Here is a 20,055-nt window from a genome sequence, read left to right on the forward strand (position 1 = left end):
GTGCATGCTCGAGGTGCACTCGATGGTGCGCCGGGATGTAGCCGACTCATGCCGCCCTGATCGACATATGCCGTCGGCAGTGCACTCAATCCCAGCCAGAATCTCCGAGATCGGGGGCAGTGTCGATGTCAGTGGCCTGGGTTGTACTGTCTGGGCGTTCGCCTCGCTGTCCGTCCGCGGCGTGGTATCGGCGCAACGACCACTTCACCGACACAGAAAGAAGAACGTGAAACTCCCCGCCCCTGCCGGTATCGCGACCCTCGTCGCCTACGTCGCCACTATCCCCGCGGCTAACCTCGCCGTCACCCACTTCGGAGCCGTGCCCGTCGGGTTCGGCTATGCCGCCCCTGCCGGGGTCTACATGGTGGGCCTCGCTTTGGTCCTCCGTGACCTCGCGCGTGAGTCCGCAGGCCGCGGCGCTGTTCTCGCAGCCATAGCCGTCGGCACCTTCCTGTCGTACTTCCTGGCCGACCCTGCGCTCGCCGGCGCCTCAGCTGCCGCCTTCGTGGTCGCCGAGACCATGGACTTCGTCGTCTACGAGCCCCTTCGGCAGCGCGGCCTGCTGATCGCAATGCTCGCCTCGAATGCCGTCGGCCTGCTCGCAGACAGCCTCCTCTTCCTGAAGCTGGCTTTTGGCTCCTACGACTATTTGCCTGGCCAGATCCTCGGCAAGGCGTGGATGACCTTCGCTGCGATCGGCGTTCTGGCCCTGGTTCGACGTCGCAAGCAAGTGACGGCCTGAGCCGTCCGTGGGGCTGGCCAGGTTTCGAGTCGCCTCTTCCTCTCCCGCCTGGATGGGCTCCGACTTACCGGGGCCCTATGCCGTTGACGACGGCGTCGAGAATGCCGGCCCCATCGGCGGGCGCATGCGGGACGAAGGTGGGCCGGGTCGGGAAGCGAGGGCCCGTCACCCCTTCGCCCGCATGGTCAGGTGTTGTCAGTAGGGGACTTGGCATCCGAACACCCGCCGATTTTCAGTCATATGACGTTATGACAGGTGTCGCAGGGTCAACTTGCCTCGCTCCTACCGCCTCCGATACGGTCGCTTCATCAATGAGGGCCCCACCACGCCTAGGTGCTGGTGGGGCCCTTTTGTGTCCTCTCGAACCCGGGGGGACCGAGTGTCGCGTGCCGCCGTCTTCAGGTTTCCGAGGCCAGGGAGGCAGCGGCTGCGAAGCATGCGAAAGGACAACTGGTGAGTACCCACCATGACACAGGTTCGAGTCAGCAGTCACCCGCAAACGTCCCGGCGGAGGCCACCTGGGTTCCCGAAGCAGCGCCGCCCCCATTCGCACGGCGCGGGGACGTGCGGCTGCAGGTCGGAGGCCGCACGGTCTTCGCTGTGTACGTCTCGCCCGTAATCGTGACGGCGCTGTCAGTTGGCGCCGGCCTGCTGGGCTGGGGTCACTGGCCCTGGTAGTCACGCCTGAGCAATCAAGGCCGCGGGATGCCTGTCTCGCGGCCTTGAGGGCTGGCCACCCGCATTCCCCCCGATCTGTCCGTAAGAACTGAGCTAACTGTCAGATGGTGCTCCCTCTCAGCTCAAGTGATCCGAATCCAACAGCGGTTCGCGGCCGAACGGGGTGATCGGGGCATCACGCTCGGCAGCCCGTTACATCGGGCTCACGCGGCGATCCGAGATCTCAGCGCAGGCGCCGCTCGAATGACCCAGGTTGCCGATCGCGTCGCGCCGTCGACCCGGTGCGGAAACCTCGGTCAAGATAGGTGCCATCATTGAAATTGTCATTGCACTTATCGTGCTAAGTTCCCGGCGCCCGGCCCGACCACTCGTTGGGACGGGGCGTTTGCCGTTCAGCGCAGCCGCGCACCCCAGGAGGCCAGATGTTCCAGGGCACGATCCCGGGCCCCATGCGAGCCATCGTTCGTGAGACAGCGGCCGGTTGGCCCAGAGGACCGGTCTACGTGCCTTGCTGCGGCAATTTCACTATCGAACGATCACTGCCCGGCATGGGTTTCACCCTCCACTCGTCGGACGTGTCCATCTACACCACAGCCATCGGCCGTTGGCTCACCCGACAACCGGTCGGCATCCGGCTTCGCAAGGAAAGCCGTGACGAACTCGACTGGCTCGAAGGCTCGCTGGACGACGGTGTCGGCACGGTCGCCACAATGATGCTCGGCACTCGGTTCCTCGCCAGCGTCGGCCGCGACGGGCTGTGGCACGAGCGGGTGGTGCGCTCCTACCGAGACCAGTGGAAAGCCAAGCACGCCGAAACGGTCGAGCGGCTGTCCAGCTCGGACATCAACCTCGCCTCCTACGAGGTGGAGGACGTGCGCTCCTGGCTGCAGAAGGTGCCCCGCGACGCTCCCGTGTGTAGCTTCCCTCCCTTCTACAGCAACGGCTACGAGAAGCTGTACGAGCCGCTGGAAGCCCACTTCACCTGGGACGCGCCCCAGTACGAACCGCTGTCCGACGCGGACGTGGTCGACGTGCTCGGCGCGATCACGGACCGGCCGTACTGGCTGACGGCCTCCAACCACGACGTGCCGGAGCTGCAGCCGTACCTGCGCGGGGTGATCAAGGCGACGCCGCGTGCCGCTCCCTTCTACGTGTATGCCAGCGAGGCTAGGACTCGGATCGTGGCTCCGCGCCAGCCGATCGAGCCGGTGAAGGCCCCGCGCCTGCGTGAGGGCGACGAACTGGTGGGCCCGCTCACGCTGTCGCTGCTCAAGCCGGGCCAGTTCAACGCCCTGCGCTCCCGGTACCTCAACCCGAAGATCGCGCCCGGGGCGGCAAACCTGGCGGTCGCGGTCCGGGACGGCGACGGGCGGCTGCTCGGCGTGTTCGCCATGGCGCCCAGCACGTTCACGCCGGACGAGGCGTACGTGCTCAGTGACTTCGCTGTCGCGCCGACCGACTACCCGCGGTTGTCGAAGCTCATCGTCCTTGCGGCCACGAGCGCCGAGGCGCAGCTGCTGTGCCAGCGGGCGTTCTCGCGGCGGATTAGGCAGGTGGCGACAACGGCCTTCAGCAACAACCCAGTGTCGATGAAGTACCGCGGGCTGCTCCACCTGAACAAGCGCAGCCCGTCGAACGAGGACGGCTGGAAGTTCCAGCTCCAGTACCAGGGGGCCATGGGCCAGCACACGCTGGCCGAAGCCCTTGAGATATGGGCGAAGCGGTGGGGCGCCCCGATCGTGAAGACGGGAGTCTGACCATGGAGGACACCAACCGCCTCGCCCCACCGCAGATGGTGCAGGGCGACCCGCGCACCCTGACACTGCTCGACGTCAACGCGCGGTTCCTGCCGCACGAACAGTTCCGGCAGCTCGTGGCGAACATCGAGCGCGACGGGCACCTGACCTCGACGCCGTTGGTGTGGAACGACCGCGAGTCCGGGCGGCTGGTGGTGCTGTCCGGGAACCATCGCACGCTCGCCGCGATCGAGGCCGGCCTGCCGACGATCTGGTGGATGCAGATCGACGAGCCGCTCCCCCGCCAGCGGCAGATCGCGCTCCAGCTCTCGCACAACGCGATCGCCGGGCAGGACGATCCGGCGATCCTCAAGGAGCTGTACGACGAGCTGGAGAACGTGGAGTGGCGTCAGTACACGGGCCTGGACGACAAGACCCTCGATCTGCTGGAGAAGGTCGACGTCGCCTCCCTGGGCGAGGCGAACCTCGACTTCGCCAGCGTGCAGTTCATGTTCCTACCCGATGAACTGGAACGGGCCGAAGCGGCGTTCGACGCAGCCCGGTCGACGGCGACCGCAGACCAGCGGTGGGTGGCTGGGCTGGAGCAGTACGAGCCGGTACTCGACGCGCTGGAAACCTCGCGCGCCGCGTACAAGATCGGCAACAGCGCAACCGCGCTCGGCGTGATCCTCGCCGTGTTCGAGCGGCATCTGGGCGAGCTGGCTGAGGGCTGGTTCGACGCGGACTCCGGGGAGCCGACCCGGGCGGGGACTGCGCCGTTGGAGACGGTGTTCGGGGCGCGGGTCGTGCCGGTGGAGACGGCGGCTGTCGTGCGGGCAGCGATCGACCGGCTGGTGCAGGACGGCATGGTGCCGGCGGAGGAGCCGTGGCGGGCGCTGGAGGTTCTGGCCGCGCAGCAGATCTAGTAGGCCGTTGGCCAGGAGGTGAGCGGTGGCTGAGGGCACCGTGGAGTCCTGGGAGCGGCAAGGCGGGGAGTCGGTCCAGGCGTTCGAGGCGTTCGCCGTGTACCGCGATCTCGGCCCCGCGCGGAGTGTCACGAAGGTGGCACGGGAGTTGGATAAATCCCGCGCGTTGGTGGGCCGGTGGTCGCGGCAGTTCGCATGGGTTGTTCGGGCGAGCGCGTACGACCGTGAGCAGGACCGCCTGTTCCTTGCGGAGCAGGCTCAGGCGCGGAGGGAAATCGCTCGTAGGCACGCGAAGTTGGCGCAGGCGGTGCAGAGCAAGGCGGTGGCTCGGCTCCAGACGCTCGACCCCCGGGAGCTGTCGCCGTCGGAATTGCTGCGGTACATCCAGGTGGCTGCGGAGATCGAACGCCGGGCGGTGGGCGAGGCCCCGGTGGTCGATCAGGTCGAGGACCGGGATCAGAGTGCGGATGTGACTGCGTTGTCGGACGAGGACCGTCGGGCGCGGATGGATCAGCTGCGGCGGGAGCTGGAGCGCCGATTGTCGGAGAGCACGCAGTGACCCGGGGTCGGGCCAAGCGCCGGATGGTAGAGGAGTTCGCGGACCCGTCGGTGATGAGCGAGGAGCAGCTCAAGGCGGAGATACGGGAGTTGATCCGGGCTGATGAGTTGTCGGCGCGGCGGTGGGCGTGCGAGGTCCCGGACTGTGACGGGCTGCCGCACGAGGGCTGGCTGCATCACCATGCGCGTGCTGCGCAGCGTCGGCCGTTGTGGCTGTGGACGGTGTGGATGCTGCTCACAGGCCGTGGCTGGGGTAAGTCGCGTACGGCGGCGGAGGCGGTACGGGAGTGGTCGAAGACGCCGGGCCTGCAGATCGCGGTGGTCGCGAAGAACGCGACGCTGGTGCGGGACATCTGCTTCGAGTCCCCGAAGTCGGGGCTGCTGTCGGTGTTCCCGCCGGAGGAGATCGCGAAGTACAACTCATCGCTCGGTGACACGGTCCTCAAGCTGACGAACGGCACGCTGATCCGTGGCTTCGGTGCCGAGACCCCGGACAACCTGCGTGGCTGGGCGTTCGACAAGGCGTGGTGCGACGAATACGCGGCCTGGTCGCGGCATACCGCGCAAGAGGTATACGACATGCTCTGGTTCTGCCTGCGCGAGGCGGAGACCCCGCAGGTCGTCATCTCCACGACGCCGAAGCCGCTGCCGCACGTGAAGCGGCTCGTGGAGCGCGGACGTACCCAGGAGAAGGCACACCGGGAAGGCGGGCAGCCGCCGCGGGTGGTGCTGACCCGTGGGCACATGCGGGAGAACGACGCCAACCTGTCTGCGGCGGCCCGGGAGGAGCTGGAGGAGGAGTACGCCGGCACCCGGCTGGGGCGGCAGGAGCTGTCCGGCGAACTGTTGGAGGACGTGGAGGGTGCGCTGTGGAAGCGGTGGATGCTGGAGGTCGAGGGCTTCCGTCCCCGGCCTGAGCATCTGCCTGACCTGCAGCGGGTGGTGGTAGCGGTCGACCCGGCCACGAAGTCGCACGAGAACGCGGACATGACGGCCTTCACGGTGGCCGGCCGCGGGTTCCCCGTGGAGTCGACGTTCGGGGACGAGCGACCGCGCGGGTATCTGCTGCACTGCGAGCAGGACCGGTACACACCGACGCAGGCGATGAAACGGGCCGCCGAGCTGTATCACCAGCATCGTGCGGACTGTGCGGTGATCGAGGCAAACAATGGCGGCGACTACCTGCCTGCGCTGCTGGAGCAGGTCGATCCGACGGTGAATTGGCGGATCGTTCATGCGACGCGGGGGAAGCGGGCGCGGGCGGCCCCGGCAGCGCAACTGTATGAGCAGGTGCGGGTGCATCACGTGGGCTCGGCGCGTGTGTTCGCGGAGTTGGAGGAGCAGATGACGACGTTCGTGGGCCAGGGGGAGACGGAGGATTCGCCGGACCTGCTGGACTCGGCGGTGTGGGCCCTGTGGGATCTGTTCCTGGATCCGACGATGCCGCCTCCACGTGGCGGGGATGATCAACGGCTGAGCGGACGGCGATGAACCGCTCCTGTGTGTAGTTTTCCGCAAAGGAGCGTGCAGAACTACACTCACCGTATGGCCATCTTGAACTTTCTGACTGCTGCGGACGAGGAACTCCAGCGGGAATTTGAACAACTAGCCACTCAAGTCCAGTTCCCTCGCGGGCATGTCCTGTTTTATGCCGGGCAGCCTGTTCGCTCCGTGCTCTTGATCACCAGTGGCTATGTGACGGTTTCCATCCCTTCGGAAGTCGGGATGGACGTGCTGTTGTCCTTTCGCGGCCCCGGGGAGGTGCTCGGAATCGGTAGCGCCCTCACGGGGGAACTGCAGTCCAACACAGTGAAAGCCATCAGCGAAGTTGAGGGGTTGGACGTTCCGGCGGATGCGTTCCTGCGATTCGTGCAGGAACGTCACCTGGAAGCGAATATCATTCGCCACCTGATGGAGCGCATGCGTGAAGCCGACCAGGAAAGAACTCGCCTCGCACATCAGTCCGTTGGTGAGCGATTCGCGAACCTGTTGGTCGACTTGGCCGCCATGACGGGGCGGCAGGGGGATAGCGGTGTGGAGATTCCTCTGGCGCTGAGTAAGGCGGAGTTGGCGTCTCGCATTGGCGCATCCAGAGAGGCTGTCAACCTGCAGCTACGTAAGCTCCGTGATGCAGGACTGATCCTTACCGGACGGCGGACCATGATCGTGCGCGACGTTGAGGAGTTGCGCAAGCTGGTCACCGAAGCTCGGTAGAATTCCTCACTCTTGTGTGTACTATTACTCACAAGTGGCGAGGCCTTCCCGGCTTCGCGGTGGCTCCTGGGGGCTGGGCTCGTGACGCTTCAGGTCGTTGGCGCACTGTGCGTCGCCGTTGCACTTGTCGGTGAAGGGCTGAAGATCTCTGAAGTGGAGGTGCCGCGCCTGTCGCGGACTCGGTCGGTGGCATTGGCCGTAGCCGGTCTCGTCTTCGTTGTGCTTGGCGTCTTCACGAGTAGCTGATCACTTTGGACGATGGGCACTACCCTGACTGCTCGGCGTGGGGTCTTCTAGTGGAGGGATCCGCTCTCGATGGGCCTGCGCCAATTCATCATCGACGCTTGGTCGTGGCTGAACTACAAGCCCGTGATGGCCGACGCTGGCCGTCCCGGAAGCCGCGTGTTTCCAGAGCTCGCCAGAACATGGGTGCCGCCGCACGAGTTGCGGCGGCTCGCGGCGTACAAGGTGCTGTCCTCGTACGACAACAACCAGGCCGGGCAACTCACGGCGGCCAGCGGTGATGCGGGCGCGTTGGAGCGGAGGGAGTTGGGCGATGCGGCCAACCTCGTGGACACCGCACTCGGTTACCTCCTCGGCTCGGAGCAGAAGGTTGCGGTCGAGGGCGCGGAACATGCCGATGACGAGGCGCCGACGCCGGGTGCGGCGGAGGCCGCGGCGGTGCAGGAGCGGCTGCGGACGTGGGCGGACAAGGAGCTGCTTACATTCCGGGTGCAACAGGCGGAGCGCGCGGCGGTGCTGCTCGGGGACAGCGTGATGGTGCTGGCGTGGAACCCACAAAAGCGGCGGCCGACGCTGCGGGTCTACGATCCGGGCTTCTTCTTCCCGCAGTGGGACGACGAGGACGACGACTTCCCCAGCCGCGTGCACCTGGCGTGGGAGCTGCCGGCCGACGACGCGGCCGGATTGAAGGCCCGGGTGCGCCGGGTCACCTACGAACTGGGCCCGATCGCCGGGGATGGCGAAGAAGATGATGGAGCCGCGGGGAGGGAGTACCCGTGGGAGCCAGGCCGGGCCTCCAACGTGACCTGCTATCTGACCGATGCCGAGTGGCTGCTGGAGGACCTGAAGAACGGCGAGACGCTCGATCGGCTGCCGATGGGCAAGGCCTCGTACAGGGTGCGGCCGGATGGCATGGAACTGAACCGGCTGGACCTGATGATCGACTTCGTCCCTGTCGTACACCTCGCGAACACGATCCCGGACGGCGGGGAACACTGGGGACGCTCGGTGCTCGCTCGAGTGCTGCAGGCGCTGGATGAGCTCGCGGCGACGGACTCGGACAGCTCGGCGGCATCCGCGACGACCGGCACGCCGATCATTGGGCTGGCGGGGGCCCGGCTGCCGGTGGACCGGGCGACGGGCCAGCCGCAGGAGCTCCAGGTGAGGGCTGGTGCGGTGTGGCAGCTCGGCGAGACAGGCCGGATGGATGCGCTGGACACCTCGCCGCAGTTGGCGGAGCTCAGGGCGCGAGTGGATCACTTGCTGGAGCGGATCGCGTCGAACTCGCGGGTGACGGCGGCCGGGCTGGGGACGCTGGATGCCACGGAGGTGCCGTCGGGGTACGCGCTGAAGCTGGCGTTGGGGCCGCTGGACGCGCTGATCGGGATGATGCGGCTGGCGAGGGAGCACAAGTACCGGCTGCTGTTCAAGATGGTGCAGCGCCTATACCAGGCCGGTCGGGTGGAAGGCTGGCCGGCCGGGGAGTCGTTGCCGACAAGGTTGGCGTGGGCGCCGCACACGCCGACGGACCGGGCCGCGGTGCTGGAGGAGGTCGTCTCGGCGTATGGGGCGGGGGTGCTGTCGCTGGAGACGGCGGTGGCGATGCTCGTGGAGGCGGGGTATCCGATCGAGGATGCGTCGCAGGAGGTGGCGCGGATTCGTGCCAAGGTCGAGCAGGATGCCGCGATGCGAGCCGCGGAGGACAGGGCTCGCGGCGAGCGCGACGGCAGCGACAACGGCCCGGGCGACGGTGGCAGTCAGCGGGCGGCCTAGCGGGCCATAGGCGCGTCTGCCCCTATGTGCAGCGTGTGGGGCTTTGTCCTGCTCGACCGTAGGATGCTCAGACGTGACCGCTATTTCGTTCGATGACCTGATCAATGCTGAGCGCGCTGTCCTGGAGGCTCACGGGGCCGTTAGGGATGTGCCGTACAGCGCGGAAGCGTGGAAGCCCTGGGTCGACGCAGCTGCGGATTTTCAGGCCAAGGTGACGAAGTACGCAAGGGAGCAGGGAGCGGACCGGGTCTCCGTGGAGATGGATGTGAAGAAGGCTGTTCGGCACCCTCAGCCTGAGGACGACGCCGCATAGTTCCCTGGTGGTCGATGTGGTGTTGTGACTGGGCGCTTTAGCCAACATCCCAGGCCATCGGAAGGCCTCCACAGCGCGTCCCCCGGCCCTGGCGTAGTCGGCGCGGAAGCGCGTGACAACCACGCAGCATGCTCAGTCGCAGGTGTGACTGAGTGCTTGCCCGCTGAGTGCTCTAGTTGGCCGGGCTGAGTCCCGTACTCGGCCGGGCGAGGCGCACTACCTTCCCGCGGCAATGAGACTTGCACGCATAGCGGCCTGGAGGTCCTTGAGGGCTTGATGGAACCGTTCCAGCCCTTCGAGGTACTCCGGCGACGTGAGCGAGAGGTCTGGATGCGTGTTCAGCAGGTCACGCCATTGCCGGAGCAGTCTGTACGCCCGGTCGGATTTCTCTTGAACCGCCGAAGGGGCCTGCAGGGCGATTCCGTAGCGTTGCGTCAGTACCGAAGCGTCGCGAAAGGCATCCAAAGCCGCCTGGTATCGCACCATGGCGTCGCTCTCCCTGAGGATGATGACGCGTAAGGCAGACGAGCTGTCGTTCAAGGCGGCGAGATAGGTGCTGTAGAGATCCCGAAGGGTGTCGTGCGCGCGGTTCGCTTGTTCACGACGGTGTCGCGTGTGGTCAGCGAGCATGGTCGAGCCGATCCCGAGCGTGGCGCCGACAATTGTGCCAAGTAGTGTGCCCCAGTCCATGAGCGGAACCGTAGTTCGGCCAGCTCGCCAAGAGAACGGGACAAATCAGTTGGCCATCAGTGGCCATCCACCTCGCTACCGGTCACGCAGAGCATCTGCGCCACCGAGCATGCCCGAACCGCACCGGTGGGTATAGCAGTTGGGCGACCATGGAGCGACCTGCGTGAGACAGCGTTCGGCAGGTTCGCAGCATTCGACATCCGCGAGGGAGCAATGGCCGCATCGCCCGGGCCGAAGCCCAGTCCGACCCACGCCCACAGGCGACAGTGGTCGCTACCGGCGCCGATGTCCAGTGGACTCGGCTGCTTCCCGTGGACGACACTCGCCGTTCTGATCACCCTTGTCTCCGGACTGTGGATGACCCGATACAGCAGCGACAACGGGCCGGGAAATCAGAGGACCTACAACGAAGAGATCGGCCAGGCCCGCCAGCAACTCTTTCAAGGCCAACTTGTCTACACAGACGCCAGATCTTTGGGGCTTGTGGCAGGTGCGGAACCGCGCTCGTTCCGCGTCGACATCCTGGGCAGGTGGCGCCGGGCCAAGCCTGGTGAGACGCAGGCCCCGGTGAGTGCGGGTGCGCAGATCGGGGTAAAGCTGCATTGCTCGGGCGCCGGAGTGCGGTGCATCCCGCTGTCGTCGGAGCGCCAGAACGTCCTTTTCAAGAACGACAGGGCAACCTGGATGTGGGACGTGAGCGCACAGCGTGCTGGGAAGGTCAGCGTTGCTCTCACCGTGACCGCCTACTTCCGCGAGAGCGACACCGTGCTCATCGAGAAGCCGCCCGTGACCTCGCGCGTCGACGTAGCAGCGCCACCCAGCGACAACAGCCTGTTCTCCTGGATCAAGGACCTGTGGCAGTGGGTGAGCGGCGCGATCACCAGTCTGGGCGGGCTCGCCGTGTCCGTGAGTGCCATTGTTGCCGCGGCCGTCATGGTGATCCGCCGGAGGCTTCCGGGTGTCGACGCGGACGAGGCGGGCACCACTGAGCGTGTCCGCGGCGTCGGTCGCCGGCCGGGGGCACGGTCGGCACGTGAGGGCCATTCGCGTCTCGGCCGTCCACGCACGCGGCTCACTGCGGTGGGGAGTCTTCGGCCCGGCCGCCGGAGAGGCGTTCCCCGCGAGCCGCGCGAATGACGGCTCCCGTACCCCGGCCGGCCCTTAGGGTGCGCTGTGGCCATCGAGCGATCGGTTGAGGAGCTAGCGCCCCTCAAAAAGGGAGGCTGAGCACCAGTACGGCCAACTGGCGTGCTCAGTCACAGCAGGTGGTTGGGTAGCCGGTGGGTCCCACAGCCGCTATTTTCGAACGTATGAGCGAATGGCTTGATGCGGAAGAGGCCCACCTGCCGATACCGGACAAGCGGTACGGCTGGCGCGACGGCGTCACCAACCGCACCGGCCTTTGGCTCCACCTGCAGTGGGCCGGCGAGCGGGAGAGGGCCCAGATCCTGGAGGCTTGCGATCTCCCCTCCGGTCGCCGCGCACTCCTGGTCGTCGTGAACGGGCGGCGCCCCGGTATCCGCAAGGCGTGGATCTTCTGGGATCCGAGCCGCATGAGCCTCGAAAACCGCGGGAGCAGCCCGAAGGCGTCGGCCGAGGCCCGCCCTCAGAGGGGGGATGCCGTACCGGCAGACCTGGAGCACTGGCAGGCCTGCTTCAACCCGTCAACGGTCACGCGATATCAGCCGCACAGGGGCGTTGAGGTGCGCGCCGGAGGCGATTGGCATCCAGGCGGGTTACGTCGCATCTATCACGGGCCGGATGGCCGTGGGCTCGCCTGGGTCGACGTGCACTTCTATGAGCCGGAGTGGAACGCTCGCGTCGTGTATTGGCGCTGGTATTGCTGGGATCCTGAGGTGATCAGGCCTACTGGTGCTGACCTGCCGGAACGCGCCTAGACTCGAACACGTGAACGACATGCCGCCCGGTGAGCGTCTCGCCAAGCTCACTGCCCTGGAGCAGTGGCTCGACTGGCAGCTCAACAGCACACGGCAGAAGATCCGCTCCGTCCAGGCCCAGATAGAGCGCGACCGCCGACAGACCGCACGCGCGTACGCCGAACAACGCTGGAAGTTCCAGCCCGCACGCAACGGCGACCGGCATGCCATCCTCCACCGGGGCGGCTGCACCCTGTACAAGAACGAGCACGGCTACGTTGAGCGCCGGGAGGTCCTTCTCGCGCTGGAGGACGACACCCTCACGGTCGAGATGTGCCAGATCTGCAAGCCTGAGACGGGGCTGCGCGGCTAGGCGCTGCGCCTTGGGGTCCGCTTCCTAGCGGCCGCCTTCTGTGTGGTCTTCTTCGCGGTTGCCTTCTTGGCCGCCGGCTGCTTCTTCGTGGCCGCCTTGGCCGCGGTCTTCTTCCTCGGCAGTTCGTGCACCTCGGCCGCACCGCGGGAGGCCTTCGCCTTGTCCACCGACTCCCGCAACGTTGCCATCAGGTCCAGCACCTTGCCCGGCTGGGCTTCTGGCTCCGGCGCCTCCGGCAGGGGGTTGTGCTCCCTCTTGGCCTCGATGACCTGTGCCAGCGCGTCGTTGTAGGTGTCGCGGAACTCGTCGCCTTCAAGGCGGTCGCGGGTCATCGTGTCCATCAGCGCCAGCGCGCCCTCGATCTCCTCTTCCGTGAGCTCCACTGCCGGCGGGAACAACTCGGCCGGGGAGCGGATCTCGTCCGGCCAGCGCATGGCGTGCAGCACGATCGCTTCGCCGCGCACTCGCAGGATGCCGAGTCGTTCCCTCCCGCTCCACGCGTACTTCGCGATCGCCACCCGCGAGGAGCGGCCAAGGGCCTGGACGAGCAGCTTGTACGGCTTGACCGCGACGGCGCCATCGGGCTGGAGGTAGTACCCCTCGGCGATCTGCAACGGGTCGATCGAGGCGAGAGGCATGAACGCATGGATTTCGATCGCCTTCGCCGTCGGCAGCGGCAGGTTCCGCAGATCCTCCTCCGTGATCGGGATGATCTGCTCAGCGCGCTCCTTGGTCCCCTTCACGAGCTCGTAGCCCTTGCCGATCTCCGCCGTTGAGACTTCGCGGTCCTCCACCTCGCAGACCTTGCGCACGCGCACTCGGGCCATGTCCTCGAGGTGGTACTGGTGGAAGTGCACGGAGTGGTCTTCGGTGGCGCTGACGACGTGGATGGGTACGGTCACGAGGCCGAAGCTGATGGCGCCTGACCAGATGGTTCGGGGCATGGCAGGACCTCCGCGTGCACCCCGAGCACGATCAGCCTACGAGCGCCCCTTCCGCCCCGCACGTGCACAGCCAGGCGTTTCTTTCGCCATCTGTGTCGGCTATGCCTGGCACGCCCAGGGAGATCCGTGAGTTATCCACAGGCCTCAGCGGACTCCGGTGTGCTGCCTTACCGTGTCGCCCCTGTGGATCACAAGGGGGCGTTATGCACAGGCATGGCACGGTGTTCGAGGAGCTCGCGGTGGAGGTCATGGCGGAGCTGCCGACGGACGAGGCGCGGTGCGAGGCCCTGGACCTGGTCGAGTTGGTGCGCGCGGTCCCTCGGGCGTGGCCGGACGTACGCGACCCTGGCAGTGTCGAGGAGATCCGCGAGGCCTTCGAGCCGCGCTGCTAGATCCAGTGCATGCCGCATACCGGAGCCATCGAGGTACGCGAGATCGGATGGGTGGGCTGACGCGACGGTGGCGATGGCCGAACAGGATCGACTGTGCGGCTCGGGCGCGAGGGTCGGACGGAGAAAGCGGTCGTGCCGAGACGGGCGGGTGCGACCGGCCGCCGCACGATCTGGGTATCCGCATCGATCGGCGGCCGAGAGAGTGGCATGTTCACTGAGAGGGCCTTCCCTCCCGTGTCGCCTTCGTCCATTCGACCAACTGCTTGACGAGGTCAATGACGCGTTTCTGGCGACTCTCGGGCAGGAAGACCCAGGACAGCCAGCATGGCGCGAGGAGGACCACAACGATGATCAACGGGAGGATGAGGAGCGCCCCATGGAAGTGCTTGGGACTGACCAGCTCCAGGATGTGCTGCACGTCGGCGGCCTCTCGTGGCTTCGCCGTGCCCTAGCTCCGGGGCGGCCCGGGGAAGGCTCACGGCGAGGATTCAGGTAAGAACGCGCGCTGTTGCCAGCGCCAACGTGCTCCCAGGGCCACAAGTAGAGATCCACTTGGTGTGCCGACGGTCCTGCCTGATGGCGGACGTCTAGGGAGCCGCAGATGATCAAGGCTCAAATCTGCGGCGTGGATATTCGCAATTCTCGATACATGAGCTACCCCCGTCATATCCGGTGATCGGTCAACCGGCGTCCGTGCAGTATGACTTGATGAGTGGCCGGGTTGCAATACACGACTGGACGCGATGGGGCAAGTACTCTCGGTAGACATTCGCCCTAAAGAGACTGTGCGTGTGGGAGCAGTTGTCCAGTGCGATTCGTGGAGCTGTCTGCGCTGATGGCTACACTGATCGACAGCGCGGGGGCGCGCTCTGGAGGAGATGCATGGTCCGGCCCCTGCCGCTTCGCCGTCCTGTTGGCTTTCGCCGTGACGGGCGGCCGATCTATCCGATTCTCGGCGCCTCTGCGGAGGACGAGACGAACGACCAGCTTGATGACGCAGCTGAGACTGGTCAGGAGCAGCAAGTCACGGTCACCCAGGACCGGTTGGGCAAGATGCTCACCCGGGAGAAGGCGCAGGGTGAACGGGCGGCGGTCAAGCGGCTGTTGTCGGCGCTCGGGTTCGACTCCCCCAAGGCGCTGACGGAGTTCGTGACCTCGCAGCGGGAGGCCGAGCAGGCTGCGCTGTCGGAGGTGGAGCGCCGGGAACAGGCGGCAGCCGAGCGGGAGTTGCAGGCTGCTCGCCGGGAGGAGATGGCCGCTGAGCGGGAGCGGGCGGCGCTGCGCCGTGGTGCTCTGGTGGCGCTCGGTGCGGAAGGCGATGACCTGGTGGACGCGGAGCGTCTGCTGGCGGTCGACGACGAGGACGCGGACGAGACGCAGATCCAGTCGGCAGCCGAAGCCCTGCGGGCGCGTCGGCCGGAACTGTTCGGCGAGGTACGCACTCCTGCCCCCGCGGCGCCCGCGGGAGCACCGGCCGGCCGCGGCCCGAGCCGCACGGCACCCGTGTCGAAGCCAGGTTCGGCGGGGCTGGAGATGGCCAAGCGCCGGGGCCTGATCCCGGAGTTCAGCGACTCCGCCACCCCGTAGACCCACTCGGGCACAGACCTTGGGGGACCACGCCCCCTTCGACTTCGTGGACGACATCGCCTTGGCGGGCGGTGTGCGGATTCTGACCGCAGCGTCCATGGAGACACGCACATGTCCATTCAGCCCGTTTCGAAGTCCGAGTACACGACCGCCAATCGCGAGTGGCTGGCGTCCCTGCACGGCACCGACTCCGTCGACACCATCACCCTCGACCTGAACCTGTTCACCGAGGGCGTCCACTACGAGTGCGGGGACCACTGCGACCCGTACGGCCGGGTCTTCTCCGGCGTGCCGGTGGGCAAGGTGGCCGAGTCGAAGCTGTACGGCCCCTACGACCCGGAGGCAACCTGCGGCCGCCAGGTACTGCGCGGCTTCGTGATCGCCGAGGCACCGTTCGCGCCGGGCCAGACCCGGGTGCCGGCCGCGCTGCTGTGGCACGGCGCGGTAAAGGCGTCGAAGGTCCCGGGCGGTATCGACCTGTCGCAGCTGACCTGGCACCCGCGCGGTGCGCAGGTCCGCTTCGTGTGAACGGGGGCCTGCTGTGACGATTCAGGACCTGCTCAAGGACGTCTCGGTCATGGATCTGACGGCGTTCGCGAGGGCGATCCCGTCCCCGAAGGACTTCCTGCTCACGCAGACGATCTTCCCGGCGGTGGAGATGCGGGAGGTGAAGTGGCGCACGAAGGACTCCGGCCGGTACGTCAACGTCGCCAAGTACCGGGCGTTCAACGCGTCCGTGCCGTTCGCGACCCGTGAGGCGTGGCAGACCTCCCGCGAGGGCGCGCTGCCGGCGCTCGGGCAGAAGCTCGTGGTCGGCGAGCAGGAGCAGATCCTGCTGGAGGCCTCGCACGGCGCGGACCAGGACCGGCTGATCGACCTTCTCTACGACGACGTGGAACGCCACGTGGAAGCCATCCGCTCCCGGCTGGAACTCGCGGCCGGGGACGTGCTCGCCGACGGGAAGTTCTCCCTGGTGCAGGAGAACGGGCTGACGCTGGAGGTGGACTGGAACGTTCCGGCCGAGAACATGCCGGTCGCCGCGCGCCCGTGGTGGGACCCGGAAGCCGATGCGATCGCGGACGAGCTGCGGTGGATCCAGCACCTGGACGACATCGGTGCGCCGGAACCGGAGCTGGTAATCACGTCGCGCAAGGCGTTCAGCTTCCTGGCGGCGAACAACGCCTACCGGGCGGCCTACTACGGCTCCGTGTCGCCGTCGGCGACCCCGACGGCGACGCTGACGCCGCAGCAGATCAACGTGGTGCGCGGCAACTACGGTCTGCCGCCGATCCGCTTCTACAAGGCCCAGGTGCGGGTGGACGGCAAGCCCCGCAAGGTGCTGCCGGAGGACCTGTGGATCCTGGTGCCGCCGGAGCGGGAGAAGTGGGCGCAGACCCTCTACGGGGTGACCGCCGAGGCCCTGGTGCTCTCGCGCGGCTCGAACCCGGAGATCGTCCGCGAGGACGCGCCGGGCCTGATCATCACCCGTGGGGTGCAGGATGACCCGGTGCAGATCTGGACCAAGGGGGCCGCGGTCGGCATGCCGGTGATGCACACGCCAGACGCGCACATCGTGGCGAAGGTCCTGTGATGGCAGGGAGCGGGCGGCTGAAGGCCGCGGTGTATGTGAAGGACCCGGCGACCCACGAGGACCTGGTCCTGCTTCCAGGCGAGAGCCCGCCGCCGGAGATCGCCGCGCTGGTGACGAACCCGGATGCCTGGGAATCGCCGCCGTGTGACGACGTCGAGCCGGAGCCGATCGCGGTCGGCGAGCCGGACCCGACGGGAGGTACGGCCGAGCCCGAGCGGGAGCAGGGTGAGGCCGCCGGCGCCGGGAAGAAGACGCCATCGCGTCGTACGCGGGTGCCGTCTGCGTAATACGCTCACCGCACGCTGTGGAGCCGGACTCTCCCCCGCCCGGCTTCGCGGCGTGCCTGGCTGCGAGGGATGTTTACTGGTGGACGAGTTCCAGCAGTCGTGGCTGCTCGCGCAGCTTGGCCCGGATACCGACCCGTTCGACCTGGAACGCCGCTTCTTCCGCCTGCGGTCGGCACGCGCGGTCGCACTCGAGGTGCTGGGGGAGCGTCGAGCCAAGCTCCTCGCTGACCCGCTGAAGGTCGCCGTGGACGGCGTGGTCACGATGGATCTTCAGGAGAACCTGCGGGGAATCGAGCGGCAGATCGAGCAGGTGCGTCAGGCTGCCGCGCCCGATGACCCATCGGACGAGGATGAGGGGGGCGAGGCTCTGGCGATTACGTGGCTGGCGCCAGCACGCCGCTACCGGTAGACCATGCTGCGTGCGTTCCAGCAGGCGCGGCCTTTTGCCGGTGTCGTTCGCCCATGTCACGGCCGGTCGGCGGCCGGGTAGTCGTCAGGAGATGCTGGACGACGGCGCCTGGGCGGTGTGTCTTTCGCTTGGTCCGTCTGTACCTGACGTGCCAATGCGAGTGCGCTACGGGCGGCTGCCGCGCTGGCGATCGAACCCCGGCACAGATACATCTTCACGCCCTGCTCCTCCAGTTCCATCAGTTCCTCGACCACCTCTATCCGGTCCAGCAGGTCGGTGACGGCGGCATCGGACAGCACGAATTCCACGGGGGTGCCCTGGAGGTAGTCGCTTACCTGCTGCCCCTCCCTGGCCGTGACGGATACGGTTTCGCCGGCGCGCACGCGTGCAAACCATTCCGGCTCGGCCGACTGGTCCAACTCGATGACCCGGGCTAGCCCGGCTCGCACTCGCTCGATTCGCCCCAGCGTCTCCAGGTCGACCGGCGGGACCGGGGGGAGCGACGGCTCGACGACCTGCTGATGGGTGGAGTGGGTGGCCGTGGCGGAGCGGCGACGACGGAACTTGGCGAACATCATGATCAGGTGGCGCATGGCAGGTGGTCGCGCCACTGCTCCAGCGCGCTGGCAGCGCCATGGCTCCCTGCGCACCGCTTCGGGCGGGTATATCCCGTTACGGACAGCGTCCAGTCTTGCGTGTTCACGGCTTGAATTTTGCCATCTGACCGGAACGAGACGCTCCGGATGATCTGTGATCATTCTCGCCCGGTCCCGCCGGGCGGCACCGACCGTACGTGAATCTGGGTCGCCCGACGGCACACCCCTCGGTGTGCAGCACGGGGACGTGCAGATCAGTCGGTCCGTGCAGCGCCCTGCGGCCACACCACATCGACGGGGAGACCGGCGTCGCGCGCCTCCAGGACGGTGCTGCGCATGGCAGGGAGCCCAGCCCATGGGAGAGGGGGGCCGGGCTTGCTCGCCCAGCACTGTCCGACAGCGGCTTTAGCGTCTTCTGAATGGATCACAACGAGGAAGACCTGCACCACGTCACCATCACCGCCTTCGGTCCGAAGGCCGAGATCGAGATCGACGGTGCACGGATAGAGACCAGCGCCGTCCGTGCCTACAACGTCAGTCACTTCGCCGGTGAAAAGCCGGAGATCGTGTTGCACGTAGCGGACCGCGAGGAGGCCCAGTGGTCCGGACTCGCCCGGGTCGCGGTGGTCGACCTGCCCGACCCCGGCCCAGCGGCCGCCGTCTTCCTGGACGCGATCGACCCCGAAGTCCTGGAACGTGCCGCGCTAACCCGTCCCGATCTCGGCACGGAGCCGTATTCGCTGACGAAGGCGATGCTTACCCAGCTTGGGGAGTGGGCGCGTGGCCTTTGATGTGGAAGGGGCGCGGCGGGTCGTCGGCCGCATCCTGGACGACAAGCTGGAGGTGTGGCGCGACGGCGCAGGCCGCACGGACGACCTGCTGGATGAGACCACCGGCCGACTGGTGCCGCCGCGCCCGGACGAGGAACTGGTCTGGGACGGTCTCGGTGCAGTGATGCCGTTCGGCCGCCCGGCGATCACACAGCCGGTCAGTGGATCGGTCACCGTCGAGCCACCGACTACGGACTACCAGGCGGTGCTGCCCGTCGACGCCCCCGCGCTGCGGCGAGACGACGTGATCCGCGTTGCCGGATCCGCCCGCCCTGAGGGCCCGCGGGATCCGCAGTTGATCGGGCGCCGGTTCCGTATATCGGACGAAGCCGTAGGCACCTACAGCGTGGTGCGCATCGTTAGGGTCCAGGTGCTCGACTGATGGCCACCGTGAACCCGCACCCCAATGCCCACCCGGACGCCGCGGCCTTTCGCGATCCGATCGCGCTGGCCGCCGCGCTGGCTCGGCTTGGTCCGGCCGCCCGTGCCCGTACGCGGACGATCACGCGGCATCACGCGATGCTGCTGCGGGTGCGTATCCAGCGCAACGCCAGCGGCAGGCCTGGCCCGAACGTGATCACCGGGCAGTATCGGGCTTCGTGGGACGTGAGGATGCGTACCGGGGGTGGCTCGGTGACCGCCGAGGTGTTCTCCGACGCCCCGCAGACGCGCAGGTTGGAGTACGGCTTCGTCGGCGTGGACAGCCTCGGACGGCACTACCGTCAGCCGCCGTTCCCGCACGTTGAGCCCGCCTTCCGCCGCACCGAACCGGAGTTCATCCAAGCCCTCGCGAACGGGGTACTACTACCGTGACTGCGCGTCTGCCGGTCACCCGTGCGCTCGCCACACTGGTCGAGCAGGCCACCGGACGGCCTTGTGGCCTAGGTGAACTACCTCTTGTGCAAGGGGAGTCGGGACGGGAGCCTGCCCGCGCCCCGTACACGATCCTCGACGCTCTGCCCGCCGAGTTCAGCGGTCCACCGCTGTGGGACTGGCACGCGGACGCGGCATGGGCCTACCAAGTCACGTCCATTGGCGAACGGGCCGATCAGGTTCAGTGGCTGGCCGACCGCGTGCGCGCCGGCGTCGTCGGCCGCAGCGACGGCGACTGGGCCCGTGACCTGCGTGTTCCCGAAGTCCACGTGGTCGACCGGGAGTTGACCTACGACGCAGGCGGCGAGCTGTCCGTGTCGGCGGCAGGGGTTATCGTGTCCTACGTGCAGAGGTTCACGATCACCGTGACACCTGCCTGAAGACACGGTCTTCACCCTCACCGCGGAGGCCCGCGCGGACGCT

Annotated in this window: 25 protein-coding genes; 21 read left to right on the forward strand and 4 right to left on the reverse strand. The window is 67.2% G+C overall.

The window, feature by feature from the left end; all coding sequences use genetic code 11:
- Positions 1–226: 226 nt before the first annotated feature.
- From ACFY1U_RS28615 to ACFY1U_RS28650, 8 genes are all read left to right on the forward strand, one after another.
- The gene (locus ACFY1U_RS28615; RefSeq protein WP_390696984.1) at positions 227–742 is read left to right on the forward strand and encodes a VUT family protein; all 516 of its coding nucleotides are present in this window, start codon (positions 227–229) and stop codon (positions 740–742) included.
- Positions 743–1,842: 1,100 nt separating this feature from the next.
- A complete protein-coding gene (locus ACFY1U_RS28620) occupies positions 1,843–3,177 on the forward strand; it encodes a hypothetical protein (RefSeq protein WP_390696985.1) in 1,335 nt (444 codons plus the stop codon).
- A gap of 2 nt (positions 3,178–3,179) precedes the next feature.
- A complete protein-coding gene (locus tag ACFY1U_RS28625) occupies positions 3,180–4,082 on the forward strand; it encodes a ParB N-terminal domain-containing protein (protein WP_390696986.1) in 903 nt (300 codons plus the stop codon).
- A gap of 25 nt (positions 4,083–4,107) precedes the next feature.
- A complete protein-coding gene (locus ACFY1U_RS28630; RefSeq protein ID WP_390696987.1) occupies positions 4,108–4,641 on the forward strand; it encodes a hypothetical protein in 534 nt (177 codons plus the stop codon).
- 53 nt (positions 4,642–4,694) lie between these two features.
- Positions 4,695–6,131 (forward strand): terminase large subunit domain-containing protein, encoded by a 1,437-nt coding sequence (locus ACFY1U_RS28635; RefSeq protein WP_390696988.1) that lies wholly within the window; start codon positions 4,695–4,697, stop codon positions 6,129–6,131.
- 54 nt (positions 6,132–6,185) lie between these two features.
- Complete coding sequence (locus tag ACFY1U_RS28640; RefSeq protein WP_390696989.1) at positions 6,186–6,854, forward strand: Crp/Fnr family transcriptional regulator; 669 nt, start codon at positions 6,186–6,188, stop codon at positions 6,852–6,854.
- 315 nt (positions 6,855–7,169) lie between these two features.
- Positions 7,170–8,870: a hypothetical protein gene (locus ACFY1U_RS28645; RefSeq protein ID WP_390696990.1), complete on the forward strand. Its 1,701-nt coding sequence runs from the start codon at positions 7,170–7,172 to the stop codon at positions 8,868–8,870.
- A gap of 73 nt (positions 8,871–8,943) precedes the next feature.
- Entirely contained in the window at positions 8,944–9,183 is a 240-nt protein-coding gene (locus ACFY1U_RS28650) for a hypothetical protein (protein ID WP_390696991.1), read from the forward strand.
- Positions 9,184–9,399: 216 nt separating this feature from the next.
- On the opposite strand, the gene ACFY1U_RS28655 is transcribed toward ACFY1U_RS28650, so the two are convergent.
- On the reverse strand, positions 9,400–9,873 hold the full coding sequence (locus ACFY1U_RS28655) for a hypothetical protein (RefSeq protein ID WP_390696992.1): 474 nt from the start codon (positions 9,871–9,873) through the stop codon (positions 9,400–9,402).
- 357 nt (positions 9,874–10,230) lie between these two features.
- On the opposite strand from ACFY1U_RS28655, the gene ACFY1U_RS28660 reads away from it, so the two are divergent.
- The 3 genes from ACFY1U_RS28660 (at position 10,231) to ACFY1U_RS28670 (ending at position 12,123) form a co-directional block, all read left to right on the forward strand.
- Entirely contained in the window at positions 10,231–11,010 is a 780-nt protein-coding gene (locus ACFY1U_RS28660) for a hypothetical protein (protein WP_390696993.1), read from the forward strand.
- A gap of 173 nt (positions 11,011–11,183) precedes the next feature.
- Positions 11,184–11,771, forward strand: a complete 588-nt coding sequence (locus ACFY1U_RS28665; RefSeq protein WP_390696994.1) for a hypothetical protein — start codon at positions 11,184–11,186, stop codon at positions 11,769–11,771.
- 19 nt (positions 11,772–11,790) lie between these two features.
- Positions 11,791–12,123, forward strand: coding sequence for a DUF6233 domain-containing protein (locus ACFY1U_RS28670; RefSeq protein ID WP_390697398.1), 333 nt, complete (start codon positions 11,791–11,793; stop codon positions 12,121–12,123).
- Here ACFY1U_RS28670 and ACFY1U_RS28675 read toward each other — a convergent pair.
- Entirely contained in the window at positions 12,120–13,067 is a 948-nt protein-coding gene (locus ACFY1U_RS28675; RefSeq protein ID WP_390696995.1) for a Ku protein, read from the reverse strand. The genes ACFY1U_RS28670 and ACFY1U_RS28675 overlap by 4 nt on opposite strands.
- Before the next feature lie 203 nt (positions 13,068–13,270).
- Between ACFY1U_RS28675 and ACFY1U_RS28680 the strand changes: the two genes are divergently transcribed.
- Complete coding sequence (locus ACFY1U_RS28680; RefSeq protein WP_390696996.1) at positions 13,271–13,459, forward strand: hypothetical protein; 189 nt, start codon at positions 13,271–13,273, stop codon at positions 13,457–13,459.
- A gap of 211 nt (positions 13,460–13,670) precedes the next feature.
- Here the strand turns inward: ACFY1U_RS28680 and ACFY1U_RS28685 are convergent, their stop codons facing one another.
- A complete protein-coding gene (locus ACFY1U_RS28685) occupies positions 13,671–13,877 on the reverse strand; it encodes a hypothetical protein (RefSeq protein ID WP_390696997.1) in 207 nt (68 codons plus the stop codon).
- Positions 13,878–14,341: 464 nt separating this feature from the next.
- On the opposite strand from ACFY1U_RS28685, the gene ACFY1U_RS28690 reads away from it, so the two are divergent.
- The 5 genes from ACFY1U_RS28690 (at position 14,342) to ACFY1U_RS28710 (ending at position 17,333) form a co-directional block, all read left to right on the forward strand.
- On the forward strand, positions 14,342–15,046 hold the full coding sequence (locus ACFY1U_RS28690; protein ID WP_390696998.1) for a hypothetical protein: 705 nt from the start codon (positions 14,342–14,344) through the stop codon (positions 15,044–15,046).
- A gap of 111 nt (positions 15,047–15,157) precedes the next feature.
- On the forward strand, positions 15,158–15,574 hold the full coding sequence (locus tag ACFY1U_RS28695) for a head decoration protein (protein WP_390696999.1): 417 nt from the start codon (positions 15,158–15,160) through the stop codon (positions 15,572–15,574).
- A gap of 13 nt (positions 15,575–15,587) precedes the next feature.
- Positions 15,588–16,637 carry a major capsid protein gene (locus tag ACFY1U_RS28700; RefSeq protein ID WP_390697000.1) on the forward strand — a complete coding sequence of 350 codons (1,050 nt, stop codon included), beginning with the start codon at positions 15,588–15,590 and terminating at the stop codon, positions 16,635–16,637.
- Positions 16,637–16,924 carry a hypothetical protein gene (locus ACFY1U_RS28705; RefSeq protein ID WP_390697001.1) on the forward strand — a complete coding sequence of 96 codons (288 nt, stop codon included), beginning with the start codon at positions 16,637–16,639 and terminating at the stop codon, positions 16,922–16,924. Before ACFY1U_RS28700 ends, ACFY1U_RS28705 begins: the two co-directional genes overlap by 1 nt.
- A gap of 79 nt (positions 16,925–17,003) precedes the next feature.
- Complete coding sequence (locus tag ACFY1U_RS28710) at positions 17,004–17,333, forward strand: hypothetical protein (RefSeq protein ID WP_390697002.1); 330 nt, start codon at positions 17,004–17,006, stop codon at positions 17,331–17,333.
- 56 nt (positions 17,334–17,389) lie between these two features.
- On the opposite strand, the gene ACFY1U_RS28715 is transcribed toward ACFY1U_RS28710, so the two are convergent.
- Entirely contained in the window at positions 17,390–17,926 is a 537-nt protein-coding gene (locus ACFY1U_RS28715) for a hypothetical protein (protein ID WP_390697003.1), read from the reverse strand.
- Positions 17,927–18,348: 422 nt separating this feature from the next.
- On the opposite strand from ACFY1U_RS28715, the gene ACFY1U_RS28720 reads away from it, so the two are divergent.
- The 4 genes from ACFY1U_RS28720 to ACFY1U_RS28735 are packed head-to-tail and all read left to right on the forward strand — an operon-like array spanning position 18,349 to position 20,012.
- Positions 18,349–18,720, forward strand: a complete 372-nt coding sequence (locus ACFY1U_RS28720; RefSeq protein WP_390697004.1) for a hypothetical protein — start codon at positions 18,349–18,351, stop codon at positions 18,718–18,720.
- On the forward strand, positions 18,710–19,141 hold the full coding sequence (locus ACFY1U_RS28725; RefSeq protein WP_390697005.1) for a DUF6093 family protein: 432 nt from the start codon (positions 18,710–18,712) through the stop codon (positions 19,139–19,141). The genes ACFY1U_RS28720 and ACFY1U_RS28725 overlap by 11 nt, the downstream gene beginning before the upstream one ends.
- Positions 19,141–19,572: an HK97 gp10 family phage protein gene (locus ACFY1U_RS28730; protein ID WP_390697006.1), complete on the forward strand. Its 432-nt coding sequence runs from the start codon at positions 19,141–19,143 to the stop codon at positions 19,570–19,572. The genes ACFY1U_RS28725 and ACFY1U_RS28730 overlap by 1 nt, the downstream gene beginning before the upstream one ends.
- The gene (locus ACFY1U_RS28735; protein WP_390697007.1) at positions 19,569–20,012 is read left to right on the forward strand and encodes a hypothetical protein; all 444 of its coding nucleotides are present in this window, start codon (positions 19,569–19,571) and stop codon (positions 20,010–20,012) included. Before ACFY1U_RS28730 ends, ACFY1U_RS28735 begins: the two co-directional genes overlap by 4 nt.
- Positions 20,013–20,055 lie beyond the last annotated feature (43 nt).

It is taken from the genome of Streptomyces sp. NPDC001351, assembly GCF_042896045.1.
Lineage (GTDB): Bacteria > Actinomycetota > Actinomycetes > Streptomycetales > Streptomycetaceae > Streptomyces.